The sequence below is a fragment of the Pseudomonas sp. TE12234 genome (assembly GCF_054061835.1).
In genome coordinates this window covers 102,456-118,322 of record NZ_JBSSEP010000002.1, presented here as the reverse complement: position 1 = coordinate 118,322, position 15,867 = coordinate 102,456, and the positions used below count along the sequence as shown (strand labels likewise).

Annotated in this window: 10 protein-coding genes; 6 read left to right on the top strand and 4 right to left on the bottom strand. The window is 60.9% G+C overall.

The features are described 5' to 3' along the window. Window positions 1-4: 4 nt before the first annotated feature. Window positions 5-1,717, bottom strand: a complete 1,713-nt coding sequence (locus ACVWYU_RS04210) for a cation:proton antiporter (RefSeq protein WP_457371998.1) — start codon at window positions 1,715-1,717, stop codon at window positions 5-7. Window positions 1,718-2,036: 319 nt separating this feature from the next. On the opposite strand from ACVWYU_RS04210, the gene ACVWYU_RS04205 reads away from it, so the two are divergent. The 3 genes from ACVWYU_RS04205 to ACVWYU_RS04195 all read left to right on the top strand — a co-directional run bounded on the left by ACVWYU_RS04205 (window position 2,037) and on the right by ACVWYU_RS04195 (window position 5,440). Further along, window positions 2,037-2,699, top strand: coding sequence for a VIT1/CCC1 transporter family protein (locus ACVWYU_RS04205; RefSeq protein ID WP_090321636.1), 663 nt, complete (start codon window positions 2,037-2,039; stop codon window positions 2,697-2,699). An 86-nt stretch (window positions 2,700-2,785) separates the two neighbouring features. Further along, a complete protein-coding gene (ppk2, locus tag ACVWYU_RS04200) occupies window positions 2,786-3,607 on the top strand; it encodes a polyphosphate kinase 2 (protein WP_247257065.1) in 822 nt (273 codons plus the stop codon). Window positions 3,608-3,655: 48 nt separating this feature from the next. Continuing rightward, on the top strand, window positions 3,656-5,440 hold the full coding sequence (locus ACVWYU_RS04195) for a SulP family inorganic anion transporter (RefSeq protein ID WP_457371997.1): 1,785 nt from the start codon (window positions 3,656-3,658) through the stop codon (window positions 5,438-5,440). 23 nt (window positions 5,441-5,463) lie between these two features. Here the strand turns inward: ACVWYU_RS04195 and ACVWYU_RS04190 are convergent, their stop codons facing one another. From ACVWYU_RS04190 to ACVWYU_RS04180, 3 genes are read right to left on the bottom strand one after another with little or no spacing between them, the layout of a single operon-like run. Further along, window positions 5,464-6,900 carry an efflux transporter outer membrane subunit gene (locus ACVWYU_RS04190; protein WP_090321644.1) on the bottom strand — a complete coding sequence of 479 codons (1,437 nt, stop codon included), beginning with the start codon at window positions 6,898-6,900 and terminating at the stop codon, window positions 5,464-5,466. Between the two features lies 1 nt (window position 6,901). Continuing rightward, window positions 6,902-10,111, bottom strand: a complete 3,210-nt coding sequence (locus tag ACVWYU_RS04185; RefSeq protein WP_457371996.1) for an efflux RND transporter permease subunit — start codon at window positions 10,109-10,111, stop codon at window positions 6,902-6,904. Beyond that, window positions 10,108-11,313 carry an efflux RND transporter periplasmic adaptor subunit gene (locus ACVWYU_RS04180; RefSeq protein ID WP_457371995.1) on the bottom strand — a complete coding sequence of 402 codons (1,206 nt, stop codon included), beginning with the start codon at window positions 11,311-11,313 and terminating at the stop codon, window positions 10,108-10,110. Before ACVWYU_RS04180 ends, ACVWYU_RS04185 begins: the two co-directional genes overlap by 4 nt. Window positions 11,314-11,706: 393 nt before the next feature. Between ACVWYU_RS04180 and ACVWYU_RS04175 the strand changes: the two genes are divergently transcribed. The 3 genes from ACVWYU_RS04175 to ACVWYU_RS04165 all read left to right on the top strand — a co-directional run bounded on the left by ACVWYU_RS04175 (window position 11,707) and on the right by ACVWYU_RS04165 (window position 15,738). Beyond that, window positions 11,707-12,732, top strand: a complete 1,026-nt coding sequence (locus ACVWYU_RS04175; RefSeq protein ID WP_457371994.1) for a GlxA family transcriptional regulator — start codon at window positions 11,707-11,709, stop codon at window positions 12,730-12,732. A 230-nt stretch (window positions 12,733-12,962) separates the two neighbouring features. Next, window positions 12,963-14,174: a M24 family metallopeptidase gene (locus ACVWYU_RS04170; protein ID WP_457371993.1), complete on the top strand. Its 1,212-nt coding sequence runs from the start codon at window positions 12,963-12,965 to the stop codon at window positions 14,172-14,174. Between the two features lie 223 nt (window positions 14,175-14,397). Then, window positions 14,398-15,738, top strand: a complete 1,341-nt coding sequence (locus tag ACVWYU_RS04165) for an MFS transporter (RefSeq protein WP_457371992.1) — start codon at window positions 14,398-14,400, stop codon at window positions 15,736-15,738. The last annotated feature ends 129 nt before the right edge of the window (window positions 15,739-15,867 follow it).

The following is a 15,867-nucleotide window of genomic DNA, read 5'->3' as shown; positions in this document are numbered from 1 at the left end:
ATCTTCAAAGTTCCCCGTCTTCGGCGCCGGGATAAACCCCGTGTAGCAGGCGATAGCGGTCGTGCCGTACCTGGGCGATGCGGTCGAGGACCTGACGCTCGGGGAATCCCAACATGATCAGGGCATGCGACGCCAGCATCAGGCTGGACTCGAGTAACTCTGGCACCACTTCGCTGGCGCCGGCCGCCTTCAACTCGGGACACTGGCTGTCGTCCCGCGTACGCACCAGGATCGGCACGTCCGGATTGATGCGACGCGCCTCCTTCAGCACCTGCAGGGCAACCTCGGTTTTGTCCACGGCGATGACCACCAGGCTGGCGCGCTCCAGGCCAACGGCGACCAGCAGTTCGCCACGATGGGAATCGCCGTAATGCACGTCGCTTTCAGCGACGGCCGCTTCACGTACCCGGACCGGGTCATTGTCCAGGGCGATGTAGGGCTGTTGCGCCTTGCGCAATATTCGCCCGATCGATTGCCCTACACGACCGTAACCACAAATCACCACATGGCCCTGCACGCCGGCGTTGAGCGCGCTGATTTCCTCCAGCTTCGCTTCTTCATTGGGTTTGCGGTGCAGATGTGTGGCAATCCAGGGGGCGGCGCGCAGTAACGACGGGGTGACCACCATTGAGCAGAAGGTCGCCGCCAGCAACAGGCTGCCGAGGTTGGCAGGCATCAGGTCGTTTTGCTGCATCTGCGCCATCAATGCAAAGCAGAACTCGCCGCCCTGGGCCAGGGCCAGGCCGCTGCGCCACGCGGTTTCCCCGTCGCTGACGCGCCATTTGACCAGAAGCGCGACCACGCTGCCCTTGATCAGCAACAGCGCCAACGTCAGCCCGAGGATCAGCAGGCCGTGACTGGCGAACAGGCGCAAGTCGATCAGCATGCCGATGCTGATGAAAAACACGCCGAGCAGTATGTCGCGGAACGGCCGCAGATCGGCCTCGATCTGGTGCCGGTAGTGGCTTTCCCCCAGCAACATGCCGGCGAGAAATGCGCCCAGGGCAGGGGAGAGCCCGATCAGGTGGGTCAGCCCGGCCGTCAGCAGGACGATGACCAGGGCCAGCAAGACGAACAGCTCAGCCGAGCGAGCCGCCGCGACCTCATGGAACAGGCGCGGCAATACCCAGCGACTGGCCAGGGACAGCCCGATAAACAACAACACGGTTTTACCCAGGGTCAATGGCAGCGCCCAATACCAGGCTTGATCGCTGTTACCGGCGAAGACCGGCACCAGGGTCAGCAACAACACCGCGACCACGTCCTGGAACAACAGAACGCCGATGGCATTCTGGCCGTGGCTGCTGAAAATCTCGCCGAGGCTGGTCAACTCCTTGCTGACAATGGCGGTGGAAGACAGTGCCAGCCCGCCACCCAGTAACAACGCTGGCGTCGTCGCCACGCCTGCCAGCATCAGTAACGCGCCCAGTACCGCCCCCGACACCAGTACTTGCAGGCTGCCCAGGCCAAAGACAACCTGGCGCAGGGCAATCATTTTCGACAGGGAAAATTCCAGCCCGAGCGAAAACAGCAAAAACACCACGCCCAGTTCGGCGAGAAGCGGCAGCGCTTCACTTTCATCCACCCAGCCAAACGCCCTGGGGCCGACGATCAGGCCCACGAAGAGATAACCCAGCACCGGTGGCAATCGCAGGCGATAGAACAGGGAAATGACGACCAGGGAGGAGGTGAGGATGATGATCAGACTGACAAACATAGAGACTCCGTGATGGTGCAAGGTGCGGCCATGAATGCCGCGCCAGTGAGGCTCAAGGCGAATGGTGGATGTCAGGTTTGATCCTGATTCTTCAAGTCGGCCATGGCGAATAACGTCAAGCCAGGGCGCTGTTACCGGGGGAGTGTAGCCCGAGCAAAAAAACCGACCGGGTTTGCTCGCACCAATGCGGCAGCAATATCGATTCAAACTACACTCACAGGGGGCTGGAATCGGACTGTCGCAAGACCGGCGCCAGCGCAGGCCCGCGAACCTGAATCACAGGGCATCCAAAGGCGAGAAACCTGCCAAGGTTGGGAGCATGCAAAGCACCGCAGAACATAAGCCCTCGCGTGTGCTCGATCCCGTCGAGCGTGTCACGGAGGTGATCTTCGGCTTGCTCATGGCGATGACCTTCACTGGAACGATCAGCGTGGTCACCGCAGATCAGGAGGCCGAACGCGTGATGATGATCGCCGCGCTCGGCTGCAACCTGGCCTGGGGACTCGCGGACGCGGTGATGTATCTGCTGCGAACACTGATTGAACATACCCGCAACCGCACGCTATTGAAAAAGGTGTGCAGCGGGGTGGATGCGGCTACCGGGCAGTCGCTCATTGCCAATGCATTACCACCACGCCTGGCGACAGCGGCCGGTGCCGACGGCCTGGAATTGTTGCGTCGACGCCTGGCCGAAACCGCCACCATGCCCGCGCCGCCGCGACTTGGCCTGAATGACTTCAAGGGGGCACTCGGTGTGTTCCTGCTGGTGGTGCTCTCCACATTTCCGCTGGTGATCCCGTTTCTGTTACTCGAACAGACAAGACTTGCGGTACGCGTGTCCAACCTCGTCGGACTGGCTGTGCTCTTCGCGGGGGGCTGGATTCTGGCGCGTTACGCAGGCGCCAGACCATGGCAGGGGGCGATTGCGCTGACAATCACCGGCGCCTTGCTGATCAGCGCAATCATTGCGCTCGGCGGATAAGCATCCAGGCATTTCCAATTCCCTCCAGCGCCACTGCCGGGGTGAACTTTTGTAAGTCAGTGACTGAAAATCGTGAGGTCTTGAACATGGCAAAGGATAAAAAAGGCAGCTCAAAAAGCGCTTCCGCTGAAGGCGCGAAGCTGACAAACAAAGCGTATCTGGCGCAATTGCGCCTGCTGCATGTCGAGCTGGTCAAGCTGCAGGAGTGGGTCAGGGTAAAGGGCATCAAGGTTTGTATTGTCTTCGAGGGGCGCGACGGTGCCGGCAAGGGCGGGACGATCAAGGCGCTGACCGAGCGCGTCAGCCCGCGGGTCTTTCGGGTGGTGGCCCTGCCAGCCCCGACCGACCGTGAAAAGAGCCAGATGTATGTGCAGCGCTACCTGCCGCACCTGCCGGCGGCTGGTGAAGTGGTGATCTTCGATCGCAGTTGGTACAACCGCGCGGGCGTCGAGCGGGTGATGGGATTCTGCAGTGAAGAACAGGTGGAAAAATTCCTGCAAACGGCCCCCCTCGTAGAACACGCCATCGTCAATTCCGGGGTTATCCTGCTCAAGTACTGGCTGGAGGTCAGCCCGCAGGAGCAGACCCGCCGACTCGAGGCACGGATCAAGGACGGGCGCAAAATCTGGAAGCTGTCGCCGATGGACCTCAAGTCCTATGGCCGCTGGTACGACTATTCACGGGCACGAGATGCGATGTTCAACGCCACCGACACCGAATATGCCCCTTGGCTGGTCGCGAACTCGAACGACAAGCGTCGGGCCCGCCTCAACATCATCACTGACCTGCTCAGCCGCATCCCGTACAAAGAGATCCCGCGCGAGAAGGTGACCTTGCCCAAACGGCAGAAACCTGGCAGCTATCGCGAGCCGGATTATCCGTTCCGGCACATCCCGGAAAAATTCTGACCGGTACGTCCACGCGAACCTGCGCCATCGCCAGAGGGCTGAAGTCCCATGAATCATTCGGATACGCCGCCCACAGAGCCTGGACGGATCGCGCGCAGGGAAACAGGCGCCGACCAACCCGGCTGGAGCCGCTGGCTGCCGGGCCTGCGGATGCTGCGCAGCTATAAGGCTGCCTGGCTGCAGCACGATATCGTCGCCGGCCTGGTGCTCACGACCATGCTGGTGCCAGTCGGCATCGCTTATGCGGTGGCCTCAGGTGTCCCCGGTATCTACGGCCTCTACGCAACCATCGTGCCGCTACTCGCCTATGCGTTGTTCGGGCCCAGCCGGATTCTGGTACTGGGGCCTGATTCTTCGCTGGCGGCGGTGATACTTGCGGTGGTCCTGCCATTGTCCGGCGGCGATCCGCAACGCGCGATCGCCCTGGCGGGCATGATGGCGATCGTCTCGGGGACGGTGTGTATCCTGGCCGGTATCGCGCGCCTGGGCTTCGTCACGGAACTGCTGTCCAAACCGATCCGCTATGGCTACATGAACGGGATCGCGTTGACGGTATTGATCAGCCAGTTACCGAAGTTTTTCGGCTTCTCGATCAACAGCGAAGGCCCCCTGAGAAATCTGTGGGCCATTGCAATGGCGGTGGTCGATGGCAAGACCAATTGGGTCACGTTCGCCATCGGCGCGGCGACCCTGCTGGTGATCCTGCTGCTCAAGGACAAAAAACGTGTGCCGGGGATTTTGATCGCGGTGGCAGGCGCCACGGTGGCCGTGGGAGTGCTGGACCTGGCGTCGCATAACGTAGCGATCCTCGGTTCACTGCCACAAGGCCTGCCGGCGTTCGCCATCCCGTGGATCACCACTGAGGATATCGTTCCGGTGATCATTGGCGGTTGTGCCGTCGCCCTCGTGTCGTTCGCCGACACCAGTGTGCTTTCCCGGGTGTATGCGGCACGCACCCGTTCCTATGTCGATCCGAACCAGGAGATGGTAGGGCTCGGCGTCGCCAATCTGGCGGGTGGGTTGTTTCAAGGCTTCCCGATCAGCAGCAGTTCATCACGCACACCCGTGGCCGAAGCGGCGGGGGCCAGGACCCAACTGGCCGGCGTCGTCGGTGCACTGGCGGTCGCCGTGCTGCTGATGGTAGCGCCGGACCTGCTGCACAACCTGCCGACCAGTGCCTTGGCCGCTGTCGTGATCGCGTCGGCGATCGGCCTGATCGAAGTCACTGACCTCCTGCGAATCTATCGTATCCAGCGTTGGGAGTTCTGGCTCTCCATCGTCTGCACGATAGGCGTGGCCGTGTTTGGCGCGATCGAGGGCATCGGCCTGGCGATCGTCATTGCGGTCATTGAGTTTCTGTGGGATGCCTGGCGCCCGTACTCTGCCATTCTGGGGCGTGCCGATGGCGTGCACGGTTTTCACGACATCAAACGTTACCCCAACGCGCGCATGCTGCCCGGACTGGTGTTGTTCCGCTGGGACGCACCGTTGTTTTTCGCCAACGCCGAACTGTTCAGTGACCGGGTGCTGGACGCCGTGGCCGCGTCCCCCACGCCCGTGCGCTGGCTGGTCGTGGCAGCGGAGCCGGTGACCAGCGTCGACGTGACCTCCGCCGACATGCTCGCCGAGCTGCACGAAACCTTGCACGAGGCCGGCATCAAATTGTGCGTGGCGGAAATGAAGGACCCGGTCAAGGACAAGCTCAAGCGATTCGGGCTTATGCCGCGGTTCGGCGAATCGGCGTTCTATCCGACGGTGGGCTCTGCCGTGAGCGGCTACCTCAATAACCATCCGCAAGAACGAAAGCCGGGGCTGGACGAGGATTACGAATAAGCGGTGAAGGGGCAACCCGGCGACTACTGGCCAGGTTTGTCCTTGCCGACGACCGTCAGCTTGTCAGCCTCGCTTACCCAACCACCGCCAGTCGCTTTGTACAGATCGATCATGTTGGTGAACACCGAGCCACGGGTGCGGGTGTAATTCAATTCGGCGTCGAACAGGCTGCGCTCGGCGTCCAGCACTTCGATGTAGCTGGTGTAACCGTTGTCGTAGCGCAACCGTGCGTAATGGGCGTAAGTGCTCAGTGCCTCGACCTGCCTGGCCTGGTAATCCATCTGCTCTCTGGATTTACTCGACGCGACCAAGGCATTTTCCACGTCCCTGAACGCCGATTGAATCGCCTGCTGGTAAGTCAGCAGCGCTTGTTTCTGGAAGGCTTCGGCTTGTTGCACCTGCCCGGCGATACCGCCGGCCGTGAAGATCGGCATGCTCGCCGCCACACCATAGGACCAGGTGGAAGCGGGCCCGGTGAACAGGTTCGACAGTTGGGTGCTGGCGGAGCCCAACAGCCCGGTCAGGGAGATTGTCGGGAAGTACTGGGCCTTGGCGGCGCCGATCTGGGCATTGGCCGAGATCAGATTCAGCTCGGCCTGACGCAAATCAGGTCGCCGCTCGAGCAGGTCCGACGGCAAGCCGGCCGGCACCGTTGGCAGATTCAGTTGGGCCAGGTCACGGCCGCGGATGATCGGCCCCGGGTTGCGCCCAAGCAGCACGGCCAGGGCGTTTTCCTGTTGCGCGACCAAGGGTTCGAATTGCGCAACCGACGCCTGGGTGCGCTCGAATTCGGATTGGTTCTGCGCCAGTTCCATTTCGGAAATGGTGCCGGCACCGTAGCGCAGTTTGAATATTTCATAGGATTCACCGCGCGCCTTGGCCGTCGTGCGGGCGATTTCCAGCTCCCGGTCGAGATCGCGCAGGGTCACGTAACTCGACGCTACCGAGGCGACCAGACTCAATATCACGCTTCGACGGCCTTCTTCCGAGGCCAGCAAATCGGCACGGGCGGATTCGTCCAGGCGGCGCAAACGGCCCCAGATATCCAGTTCCCAGTTCACGCTGAGAATGGCCTGGTAGTTGTTGAACACCGGATCCACCGATGGATCCAGCGGTACCGGGCCGGTGTCTCGCTGCGAACGGGACCGCTGCCCCTGGGCACCCAGCCCGACTTGCGGGAACAACAGGGAGCGGGTCTGGCCGTAACGGCCCTGGAACTCTTCGACCCGCGCGGCGGCAATCTTGATGTCCTTGTTTTCGAGCAGCGCCGTGCGGATCAGGTCATTGAGGACAGGGTCCTGGAACTGCTCCCACCACAGCGTGTTCGACAGATTCTTTGCTTCTTTGTCCGCGTAACGGTAGGCCGCGGGGGTGTCGATATTCGGGTGCTGGTAGTCAGGCCCTACCATGCAACCCGCCAGGCCCAGGCACAACAACAGTGGGAAAGGAGGCTTACGCATCTCAATCCCCCTCATGTCGGTTTTGTGCCGCGCCGTCGGGAATCGTCGGAGCCTGCGTCAGTGCCGGCGGCTTGGCAGCCTTTTGGGCGTTGTCCTTTTCCCCGAACATTCGCTCTATCAGGTAATAGAACATGGGGATGAAGAAGATCGCGATCACCGTCGCCGCCAGCATGCCGCCAATCACCCCGGTACCGATGGAGTGACGGCTGTTCTCCGAGGCACCGACGGCGATGGCCAACGGAACGCAGCCGAGGATGAACGCCAGGGACGTCATCACGATAGGGCGCAGACGTTCTTTTGCGGCGGTCATGGCGGCGTCGTAGGCCGACATGCCGGTTTCCCGGTTCAGTACCGCAAACTCGAAAATCAGGATGGCGTTCTTGGCGGCCAGCGCCACCAGCATGGTCAAGCCGATCTGGAAGTAGACGTCGTTGCTCAAGCCCCTAAGCAGGACGGCGAGCAGGGCGCCGAACAAGGCAAAGGGTACGGCCAGCAGCACACCCACGGGCAGCGACCACTTTTCGTACTGCGCCGCGAGGATCAGGAACACCATTACCAGGCCGAAGATGAACACCTGGGAGGAGGCACCGCCGCTCTTTTTCTCCTCGAATGCCTCGCCGCTCAAGGCCAGCGCATAGTCATTGGTCATGATTTCCGCGCTGATTTCTTCCAGAGCCTTGAGTGCCTGGCCGGAGCTATAGCCCGGTGCGGGGTTCGCCGTGAGTTTGACCGCCGGGAAGTTGTTGAAACGGGTCAGCAGGTCGGGGCCGGTGACGTAGCGGGTGGTCAGCAAGGCCTTGAGCGGCACCATGTCGAGGTTTTTGCTGCGCACGAAGATCTCCTGCAGGTCCTCGGCCTTCAAGCGATACTCCGGTTCGGCCTGCAAAATCACCTGCCACAGGCGACTGAACTTGTTGAATTGCGAGACGTAGAGCGAGCCGAACATGGTCTGCATGGCGCTGTAGACATCTTCGACCGGCACGCCCAGGGATTCCGCTTTCTCCCGATCGACGTCGACCATCAATTGACGGGAAAACACATTGAAGGTGGAGGTGATGACACCCAGCTCAGGGCGTGTTTTGGCCTTCGCCACCAGATTGGCGACCAGTTCCGCCAGTTGACCGACACTGCCGTCGCCCTTGCTCTGCACCCAGACCTCCATGCCGCCGGTGGTACCCAGGCCGGGAATGGACGGTGGGTTGACCGGCAAAATGATCCCGCCCTGAACCGTGGAAAACGCCCGCGCGGCTTTCTGAATCACCGCCGGGGCGCTTTGTGCCTTGATGGTTTCGGAGTCTTTGTAACGCCCCTCGAAATCCTTGAAGCCGACGAAAAATGCACCGGCATTGTTCTTGTTCTGGCCGTCGAGCAGGCTGTAGCCGTTCACAATCGCGACACCTTCGACGGCCTCGTCGTTCATGAAGAAATCACTGGCTACTTTGCCCACTTCTCCGGTGCGATCCAGGCTGGCGGCGTCGGGCATGATCACCGCGCCGAGCAAGTAGCCCTGGTCTTCCGGTGGCAGGAACGCGCTGGGGATACGCTGAGCCATCAACAGGATCAGCACGACCATGCTGGCAAAAAGCAGCAACGCCAGCACGAAGCGCTTGATCATGAAGGCCACCGAGCGTGAATAGCCCTCGGTCATGCGCTCGAAATTGCGTTCGAACCAGCGGAAAAAGGCGTTCTTGTCACCGTGCTGCGGCTTGAGCAGCAGGGCGGCCAGGGCAGGGGACAGGGTCAGGGCAACCAGGCCGGAAATCACCACGGAAATGGCGATGGTGATCGCAAACTGTTTGTAGAGCTGACCGGTGATACCGCCCATGAACGCCACCGGAATGAACACCGCGCACAGCACCAGCACAATGGCCACCACCGGGCCTGCCACTTCATCCATCGCCCGTTTTGCCGCGTCCTTGGGCGTCATCTGGTGCACATGCATGTTGCGTTCGACGTTTTCGATCACCACGATCGCGTCGTCCACCACGATACCGATGGCCAGCACCATGCCGAACAACGTCAGCATGTTCACCGAAAATCCGAGGGCGGACATGCCGATGAACGTGCCGACAATCGACACCGGCACCGCGATTACCGGAATCAGCGTCGCTCGCAGGCTCTGGAGGAAGATGTAGACCACGATGACCACCAGCACCAGGGCTTCGAAGAAGGTGCGGATCACCTCGGTAATCGAAGCGCGGGTAAAGGCCGTGGTGTCCATCACGATCTTGTATTCGATGCCCTCGGGAAACGTGGCCTTCATGTCCGACAGGGTCTTGGTCACCGCCGCGGAAACGTCGAGGGCGTTGGCCCCGGGTTGCTGGTACACGGCAATCAGCGTCGCCGGCCGGCCCTGATAGGTGCTGCGCAGGGAATAGTCCTTTTGCCCGAGTTCGGCGCGCCCGACGTCCTTGAGTCGCACGATGGCAGCGCCGTTGCTGCTGGCGCGCAAGATGATGTTCTCGAACTCCGATGGCTCGGTCAGGCGTCCCTTGGTGGTCACGGCAAACGACTGCTCCACGGGTTGCCCCGTTGGCGACTGACCGACCCGGCCCACGGCGAACTGCTGGTTCTGATTGGCCACGGCTTTCTGCACATCGGCGGCGGTGATGCCCAACTGGGCCATGCGGTCGGGCTTGAGCCAGATCCGCATGGCGTAGTCCGGCGTACCGAAGATACTGGCCTGGTTCGCCCCCGGAATGCGCTTGATCGCATCGAGGATATAGAGGTTGGCGTAGTTGGCGACGTAGGTGCTGTCGTAGCGATCGCCGGGGGAATACACCGCAAGCACCATCATGAACGCCGAGGATTTTTTCTGTACCTGGATGCCCTGGCTCTGCACGGCGGAGGGCAGTTGCGGCAAGGCCAGGTTGACCCGGTTCTGCACGTCGACCTGGGCCAGCGACGGATCGGTGCCGATTTCGAAGAACACGTTGAGGGTCATGTTGCCCGTCGCGGAGCTCGACGAGTTCATGTAGATCATGTTGTCGGCGCCGTTGACCTGCTGCTCGATGGGCGCGGCGACGTTATTGGCCACGACCTGCGCATCGGCACCGGGGTAGGTCGCCGCCACCGTAATCTGTGGCGGCGTGATGTCCGGGTACTGCGCAACGGGCAGCTTGAGCATGGCCACTGCACCGGCCAGGGTGATGATGATGGAGATCACCGAGGCGAAGATCGGCCGATCGATGCAATAGTGGGAAATGCTCATTGGCTTTTCCCGCCGTTGGCTTTTGCCGCTTGCCCATCGGCTGCGCCTGTGGACGCGGCACCAGGTGCATCGACAATGTTCAATGGTCCGCCCGGCGTGACCCTGATCGCACCATCGACCACGATGCGCTCGCCAGCCCGCAGGCCCTTGTTGATGAACCAGTTGTCCCCTTGCCAATCGCCCACTTCAACCACCCGTTGCTCGGGTTTGCCTTCGGCATTGAGGACCCAAACGAAGTGACTCTTGGCACCTTCGAGCACGGCTTTTTGCGGCACGAGAATGGCATTGGGCCGGGATGCGCCTTTGGCCAGCGCCCGCACAAACTGGCCCGGACGGAGCTGGCCATTGGGGTTGGCGAACACGGCGCGAACCAGGAAGGTGCCGGTGCCCTGGCTGTAGGCAGGCGCCAGAAAATTCAACTTGCCCGTGTTGGGGAACAAGGTGCCGTCCGCCAGGACCACTTCAACGGTAAATTCACTGCGCGGCGGGAAAATGAGATGGCCGGCGGCGATTTCGTCGCGGTACTTCAGGGTTTCGTTTTCCGACAGGCTGAAGTTGACGTACATCGGGTCCATCTGTGACACCGACGTCAGCAACCCCGACTCGCCTGGCGTCACATAACTGCCTTCCTGCTTCTTTGCATAGCTGGAAAGTCCGGTGAGGGGAGAGGTGATGGTGGTGTAGCTGAGGTTCAACTGCTCGGTGCGCACAGTACCCTCTGCGGCCAGTACGGCGGCACGGGTTTCACGCTCGTTGCCGACGGCATTGTCCAGGTCCATCTTGCTGACCGCATTCTGCGCCGCCAGTGGCTTGACCCGGGCCAGCGTAGCCTTGGCCACTTCCCAGCGGGCCTGCTGCTGGGCCAGTTGACCCTGGGCCGACACCAGCGCGGCTTCAAAGGGTTTACGGTCCATCTGGAACAGCGTCTGCCCGGCTTTCACCAGATCGCCTTCGGTGTACAGCCGCTTGTCCAGGAAGCCGGCCACGCGGGCACGGATTTCCACCTCGCGGGAACTCTGGGTCTGGGCGACAAATTCAAAAGTCACCGGCGTGTCGCGAGCGGTGACCGTCATGACCGTCACTTCAGGCGGCTTGCGCGCCGGGGAATCCGGTTCTTTGCCGCAGCCGCCCAACAGGACGAAAATCCCCAGCAAACTGGCAACTGGCAGGCCGAAACCGCTGGAAAATTTCACGCCGCCCATGCCGATGCTCCCTCAAGGTCGATGAAGCAAGCGTAGCTAGCATTGCTTTGGATACCAGTGATCCAAAGCAATTCTGGTTCAAAAAAAAGCCGACCGTGCAGCGGTGACGATTGGCTTTGATCGGAGGGGGGCGCAAAAGGTCGAGTCTGGCCATTTCCGGCGTCGAGCCAAGTGTTTCATTGTTAATGCAATTCGCTTGTGCCTGATAGTGATCGGGACGCATTGACACTCATGACCCCGGCTTGCCCTTGGCAGTGGCGAGCATTCAGGAGTCGAAATCTGACAAACCCTGCGCCCCCCGGGCACCGACAATCAGGTGCATTGCTGCCACCTTTGACGCGGCGTGGAGATCGACATGGTTATCAAAGCCCTTGGCCAACGGGAGCGTGGAACATGCTGCCATTGACCGAATCCGACCGGCTCCGGACGCCAGTGCTGCAGATAGGTTTCTGGTTGGTCGAAGCCTTTGACTTTTATGCCCTGGCCAATGCACTGGAGCCACTGCGGCTGGCCAATCAGATAGCGGGGCGCCGTGTCTGCCAGTGGCAGATCCTTAGCCTGGAGGGGCAGCCGTTGCATGCCACTAACGGCATCGCAACCGCCACTGCGCGACTGGATCAAGCGCTGCCGCTGGATGTGTTAATCCTCTGTGGCGGCGATGACTTGCCTCTTCGGACGGATCATCCGGCCCTGTGCACTCGACTGCGCCACTGGGCAGCGCAACCGATAGGCCTGGGGGCCTTGGGCAATGCCGGATGGCTGCTGGCGAAGATTGGCGCCCTGGATGGGTTCCGTTGCAGCCTGCCCGAGCCAGACCCTTCAATGAAGATGGCGGCCTATAGCGAGTTGACTCCGGTAGCCGCGCCGTTTTGTGTCGATCGCCAACGGTTGACCTGCGTCGGTCCGCAGGCCGTCCAGGGGTTGATGCACGAAGTGATCGGCCGGACCCACGGTCGTGGCCTGATCCTGCGAATGGAAAAATACGCAGCACGCCAGTCCCGGCCGCTGCTGCCGATGCATGAGGCCCCGGCAAAACTTCAGGCAACACTGGCATTGATGAACGAGCACTTGTGCCGAACGCTGGGGATCGATGAACTGGCCGAGACCATGGGCGTTTCCCGCAGACACCTTGAACGGCTGTTCAAAAGCAGCCTGGGCTGTTCGCCGTCCAGACACTACCTGGATTTGCGCCTGCAACGGGCGCGACAGTTATTGCGCGACGGTGAACAGACCCTGGCGACTGTCGTTGGGGCGTGCGGATTCGTTTCGCTGCAGCATTTCATTCGTTGCTATCGCCAGTACTTCGGCGCACACCCTCGTGAGCACATGGGCATGAACCTGCCTGCAAAGGCCCAGAGTGCTTCGGCCTCCTTACGCATGGCACCGGTCCGGTCGCGAGCCTCTTCTTTGTCCCACTGACACACACAAGCCGTTTGCCAATGCCTCCGCCAAGCGCCTGTATCGCGCTTGCCGGGGGCATTTTGCGTTCTGTCGCTGTGGTCTTCAGGCGTGCCGTCGCAAACAGCGGGTATGGCCAATTACAGGTCGGATTCGCACAAAAAACCACGCTTTGCATCTGTTCGAATGATCTTCAGCGGCCCGCCAGATTGGCGCCTTCTGTAGCTCAAACAATGACAAGGATAAATGACATGCAAATGCCGAAAACCATCCAGATCAAGAACGGCGAAAAAACCACCCCGACGTTCTCCGCTCAGGAATATGCCAACCGCCAGGCCAAATTGCGGGCTTATCTGGCGCAGAACAACATCGACGCAGCCGTCTTCACGTCCTACCACAACATCAACTACTACAGTGATTTCCTCTATTGCTCGTTCGGTCGCTCATACGCGCTGGTGGTGACCCAGGACAGCGCCGTGACCATCAGCGCCAACATCGACGGCGGTCAGCCATGGCGCCGTACCGTCGGCACGGAAAACATCGTCTACACCGACTGGCAGCGCGACAACTTCTTCGTCGCGATCCAGCAGGCCTTACCGAAGGCCGGACGCATCGGCATTGAGTTCGACCATCTGAACCTGCTCAATCGCGACAAACTCGCCAGCCGCTATCCGCAGGCCGAACTGGTGGACGTAGCCGCCCCCTGCATGCGTATGCGCATGATCAAGTCCGCCGAGGAACACGCGATCATCCGTCAGGGTGCCCGGGTAGCGGACATCGGTGGTGCCGCCATCGTCGAAGCCTTGCGTGATCAGGTTCCGGAATACGAAGTGGCCCTGCACGCCACTCAGGCCATGGTGCGCGAAATCGCCCGTACCTTCCCGGACTCCGAACTGATGGACACCTGGACCTGGTTCCAGTCCGGCATCAACACCGACGGCGCGCATAACCCGGTCACCTCGCGCAAGGTCAACAAGGGCGACATTCTCAGCCTCAACTGTTTCCCGATGATCGCCGGTTACTACACGGCCCTGGAACGCACCTTGTTCCTGGACCACTGCTCCGACGAGCACTTGCGCCTGTGGGAAGTCAACGTCAAGGTGCACGAGGCCGGTCTCAAACTGATCAAGCCGGGTATGCGCTGCTGCGACATTGCGTTGCAGTTGAACGAGATCTTCCTGGAGCACGATCTGCTGCAATACCGCACCTTCGGCTATGGTCACTCCTTCGGGACCCTGAGCCACTACTACGGCCGCGAAGCAGGACTAGAACTGCGCGAAGACATCGACACCGTTCTGGAGCCGGGGATGGTGGTTTCGATCGAACCGATGATCATGCTGCCCGAAGGCCTTCCGGGTGCGGGCGGTTATCGTGAACACGACATACTGATCGTCAACGAGGAGGGCGGGGAAAACATCACCAAGTTCCCGTATGGCCCGGAACACAACATCATCAAAAAGTAAGACCTTGCGCCGCACAGTGATCCTGTGCGGCGTTTGATTTTGATGTGCGGCCAAACAGCTTTCCGGCGACCGAGTCAAACCGAAAAAAAACGCATGCGCACCCAGAGCGCGCAGCATCCACTGACCCTTAACCCTGCCAAGTACAACAATAGAGGGTATATGTCATGTTCTTAGTCCCGACTTCTCATTACGATCAACTCACCGCCAGCATTGGAGGTGGCCAATGAGTACCCAAAGCGCAAGCCTGACGCCGACCCTGGCCCAGAAATTAGAACAGACCGCCGAGCGCAAGGCCCTGCGCCGCGCTGCCAGTGCCAGTTTCATGGGAAATTTCGTCGAATGGTTCGACTACGCGGCCTACGGCTACCTGGCCACCGTCATCGCCCTGACGTTCTTTCCGCAAACCGACAAGGCCACCGCGTTGCTGGCGACGTTCGCGGTGTTTGCGCTGTCGTTTATCGTCCGTCCGCTGGGGGGACTGGTCTGGGGCCACTTCGGTGACAGGTATGGGCGGCGCAGTGCGTTGTCCTGGTCGATCCTGATCATGTCTGTCTCGACCTTCTGCATCGGCATTCTGCCGACCTACAACCATATTGGCCTGTGGGCACCGGCGTTGTTGTTGCTGATTCGCTTGTTCCAGGGCTTCTCCGCGTCGGGTGAATACGCCGGAGCCTCGGCCTTTCTCGCCGAATATGCCCCTGAGGGCAAACGCGGTTTGTACACCAGCATCGTCCCGGCCAGTACGGCGGCCGGCTTGCTGTTCGGCGCGGTGTTTGTGGCCGGCTTGCATTCATGGATGAGTGTCGAAAACCTGCACAGCTGGGGCTGGCGCTTACCCTTCCTGCTGGCCGCGCCATTCGGCCTGGTGGGGCGCTATATCCGCATGAGCCTGCAGGACACGCCCAAGTTCCTGGAGATGGAAAAACGCCTGGAAGCGAAGGAGTGCGCAACCCCGGCGCCGATTCGCGAATTGCTGACGGTGCATCGGCGCAGCGTGATCATCGGGATCGGCGTGACCTGCCTGAATGCCGTGGCGTTCTACCTGTTGCTCAGCTACATGCCGACCTACCTGTCCACCGAAATGGGCATGACCGAGAGCGATTCGTTCCTGGCGTCGACGGTGTCGCTGGCCACCTACATCGGCCTGATTTTCCTGATGGGCAAGCTGTCGGACCGGTTCGGGCGCAAGACCATGTTGCTGACGGCTTCGGTGTTGTTCCTGCTGCTGACATTTCCGCTGTTCGGGATGCTCGAGAATCAACCGCTGATCGTGATTCTGATGATCCAGATTGCGTTCGGCGCGATCCTGGCCATGAATGACGGCACCTTGCCGTGCTTCCTCGCCGAGATATTCCCCACCCGCGTACGCTTCAGCGGATTTGCCTTCAGCTTCAACATCGCCAACGCGGTGTTCGGTGGCACCGCGCCGTTTATCGCGACCTGGCTGATTCAACTGACCGGCAACAAAATGGCCCCGGCCTGGTACCTGCTGGCGGCAGCGGCGGTGGCCTTGATTGCCATGCTGGCGAGTCGGGAAACGGCGCATAAGGCGTTGCAGGACTGACCTGCACTCGGGCGAACGCTTGGACGCCATCGCCAGCCAGCTCGCTCCCACAGGGGATCTTCAGTGGATGTCGAATCGATGTTCACAAAGATCAAATGCGGGAGCGAGTTTGCTCGCGAAGAGGCCAGT

Excerpts from the sequence above, each read along its gene's own strand:
- ACVWYU_RS04210 (WP_457371998.1), bottom strand. The coding sequence starts at position 1,717 with ATGTTTGTCAGTCTGATCATCATCCTCACCTCCTCCCTGGTCGTCATT.
- ACVWYU_RS04205 (WP_090321636.1), top strand. The coding sequence starts at position 2,037 with ATGCAAAGCACCGCAGAACATAAGCCCTCGCGTGTGCTCGATCCCGTC.
- ppk2 (WP_247257065.1), top strand. The coding sequence starts at position 2,786 with ATGGCAAAGGATAAAAAAGGCAGCTCAAAAAGCGCTTCCGCTGAAGGC.
- ACVWYU_RS04195 (WP_457371997.1), top strand. The coding sequence starts at position 3,656 with ATGAATCATTCGGATACGCCGCCCACAGAGCCTGGACGGATCGCGCGC.
- ACVWYU_RS04190 (WP_090321644.1), bottom strand. The coding sequence starts at position 6,900 with ATGCGTAAGCCTCCTTTCCCACTGTTGTTGTGCCTGGGCCTGGCGGGT.
- ACVWYU_RS04185 (WP_457371996.1), bottom strand. The coding sequence starts at position 10,111 with ATGAGCATTTCCCACTATTGCATCGATCGGCCGATCTTCGCCTCGGTG.
- ACVWYU_RS04180 (WP_457371995.1), bottom strand. The coding sequence starts at position 11,313 with ATGGGCGGCGTGAAATTTTCCAGCGGTTTCGGCCTGCCAGTTGCCAGT.
- ACVWYU_RS04175 (WP_457371994.1), top strand. The coding sequence starts at position 11,707 with ATGCTGCCATTGACCGAATCCGACCGGCTCCGGACGCCAGTGCTGCAG.
- ACVWYU_RS04170 (WP_457371993.1), top strand. The coding sequence starts at position 12,963 with ATGCAAATGCCGAAAACCATCCAGATCAAGAACGGCGAAAAAACCACC.
- ACVWYU_RS04165 (WP_457371992.1), top strand. The coding sequence starts at position 14,398 with ATGAGTACCCAAAGCGCAAGCCTGACGCCGACCCTGGCCCAGAAATTA.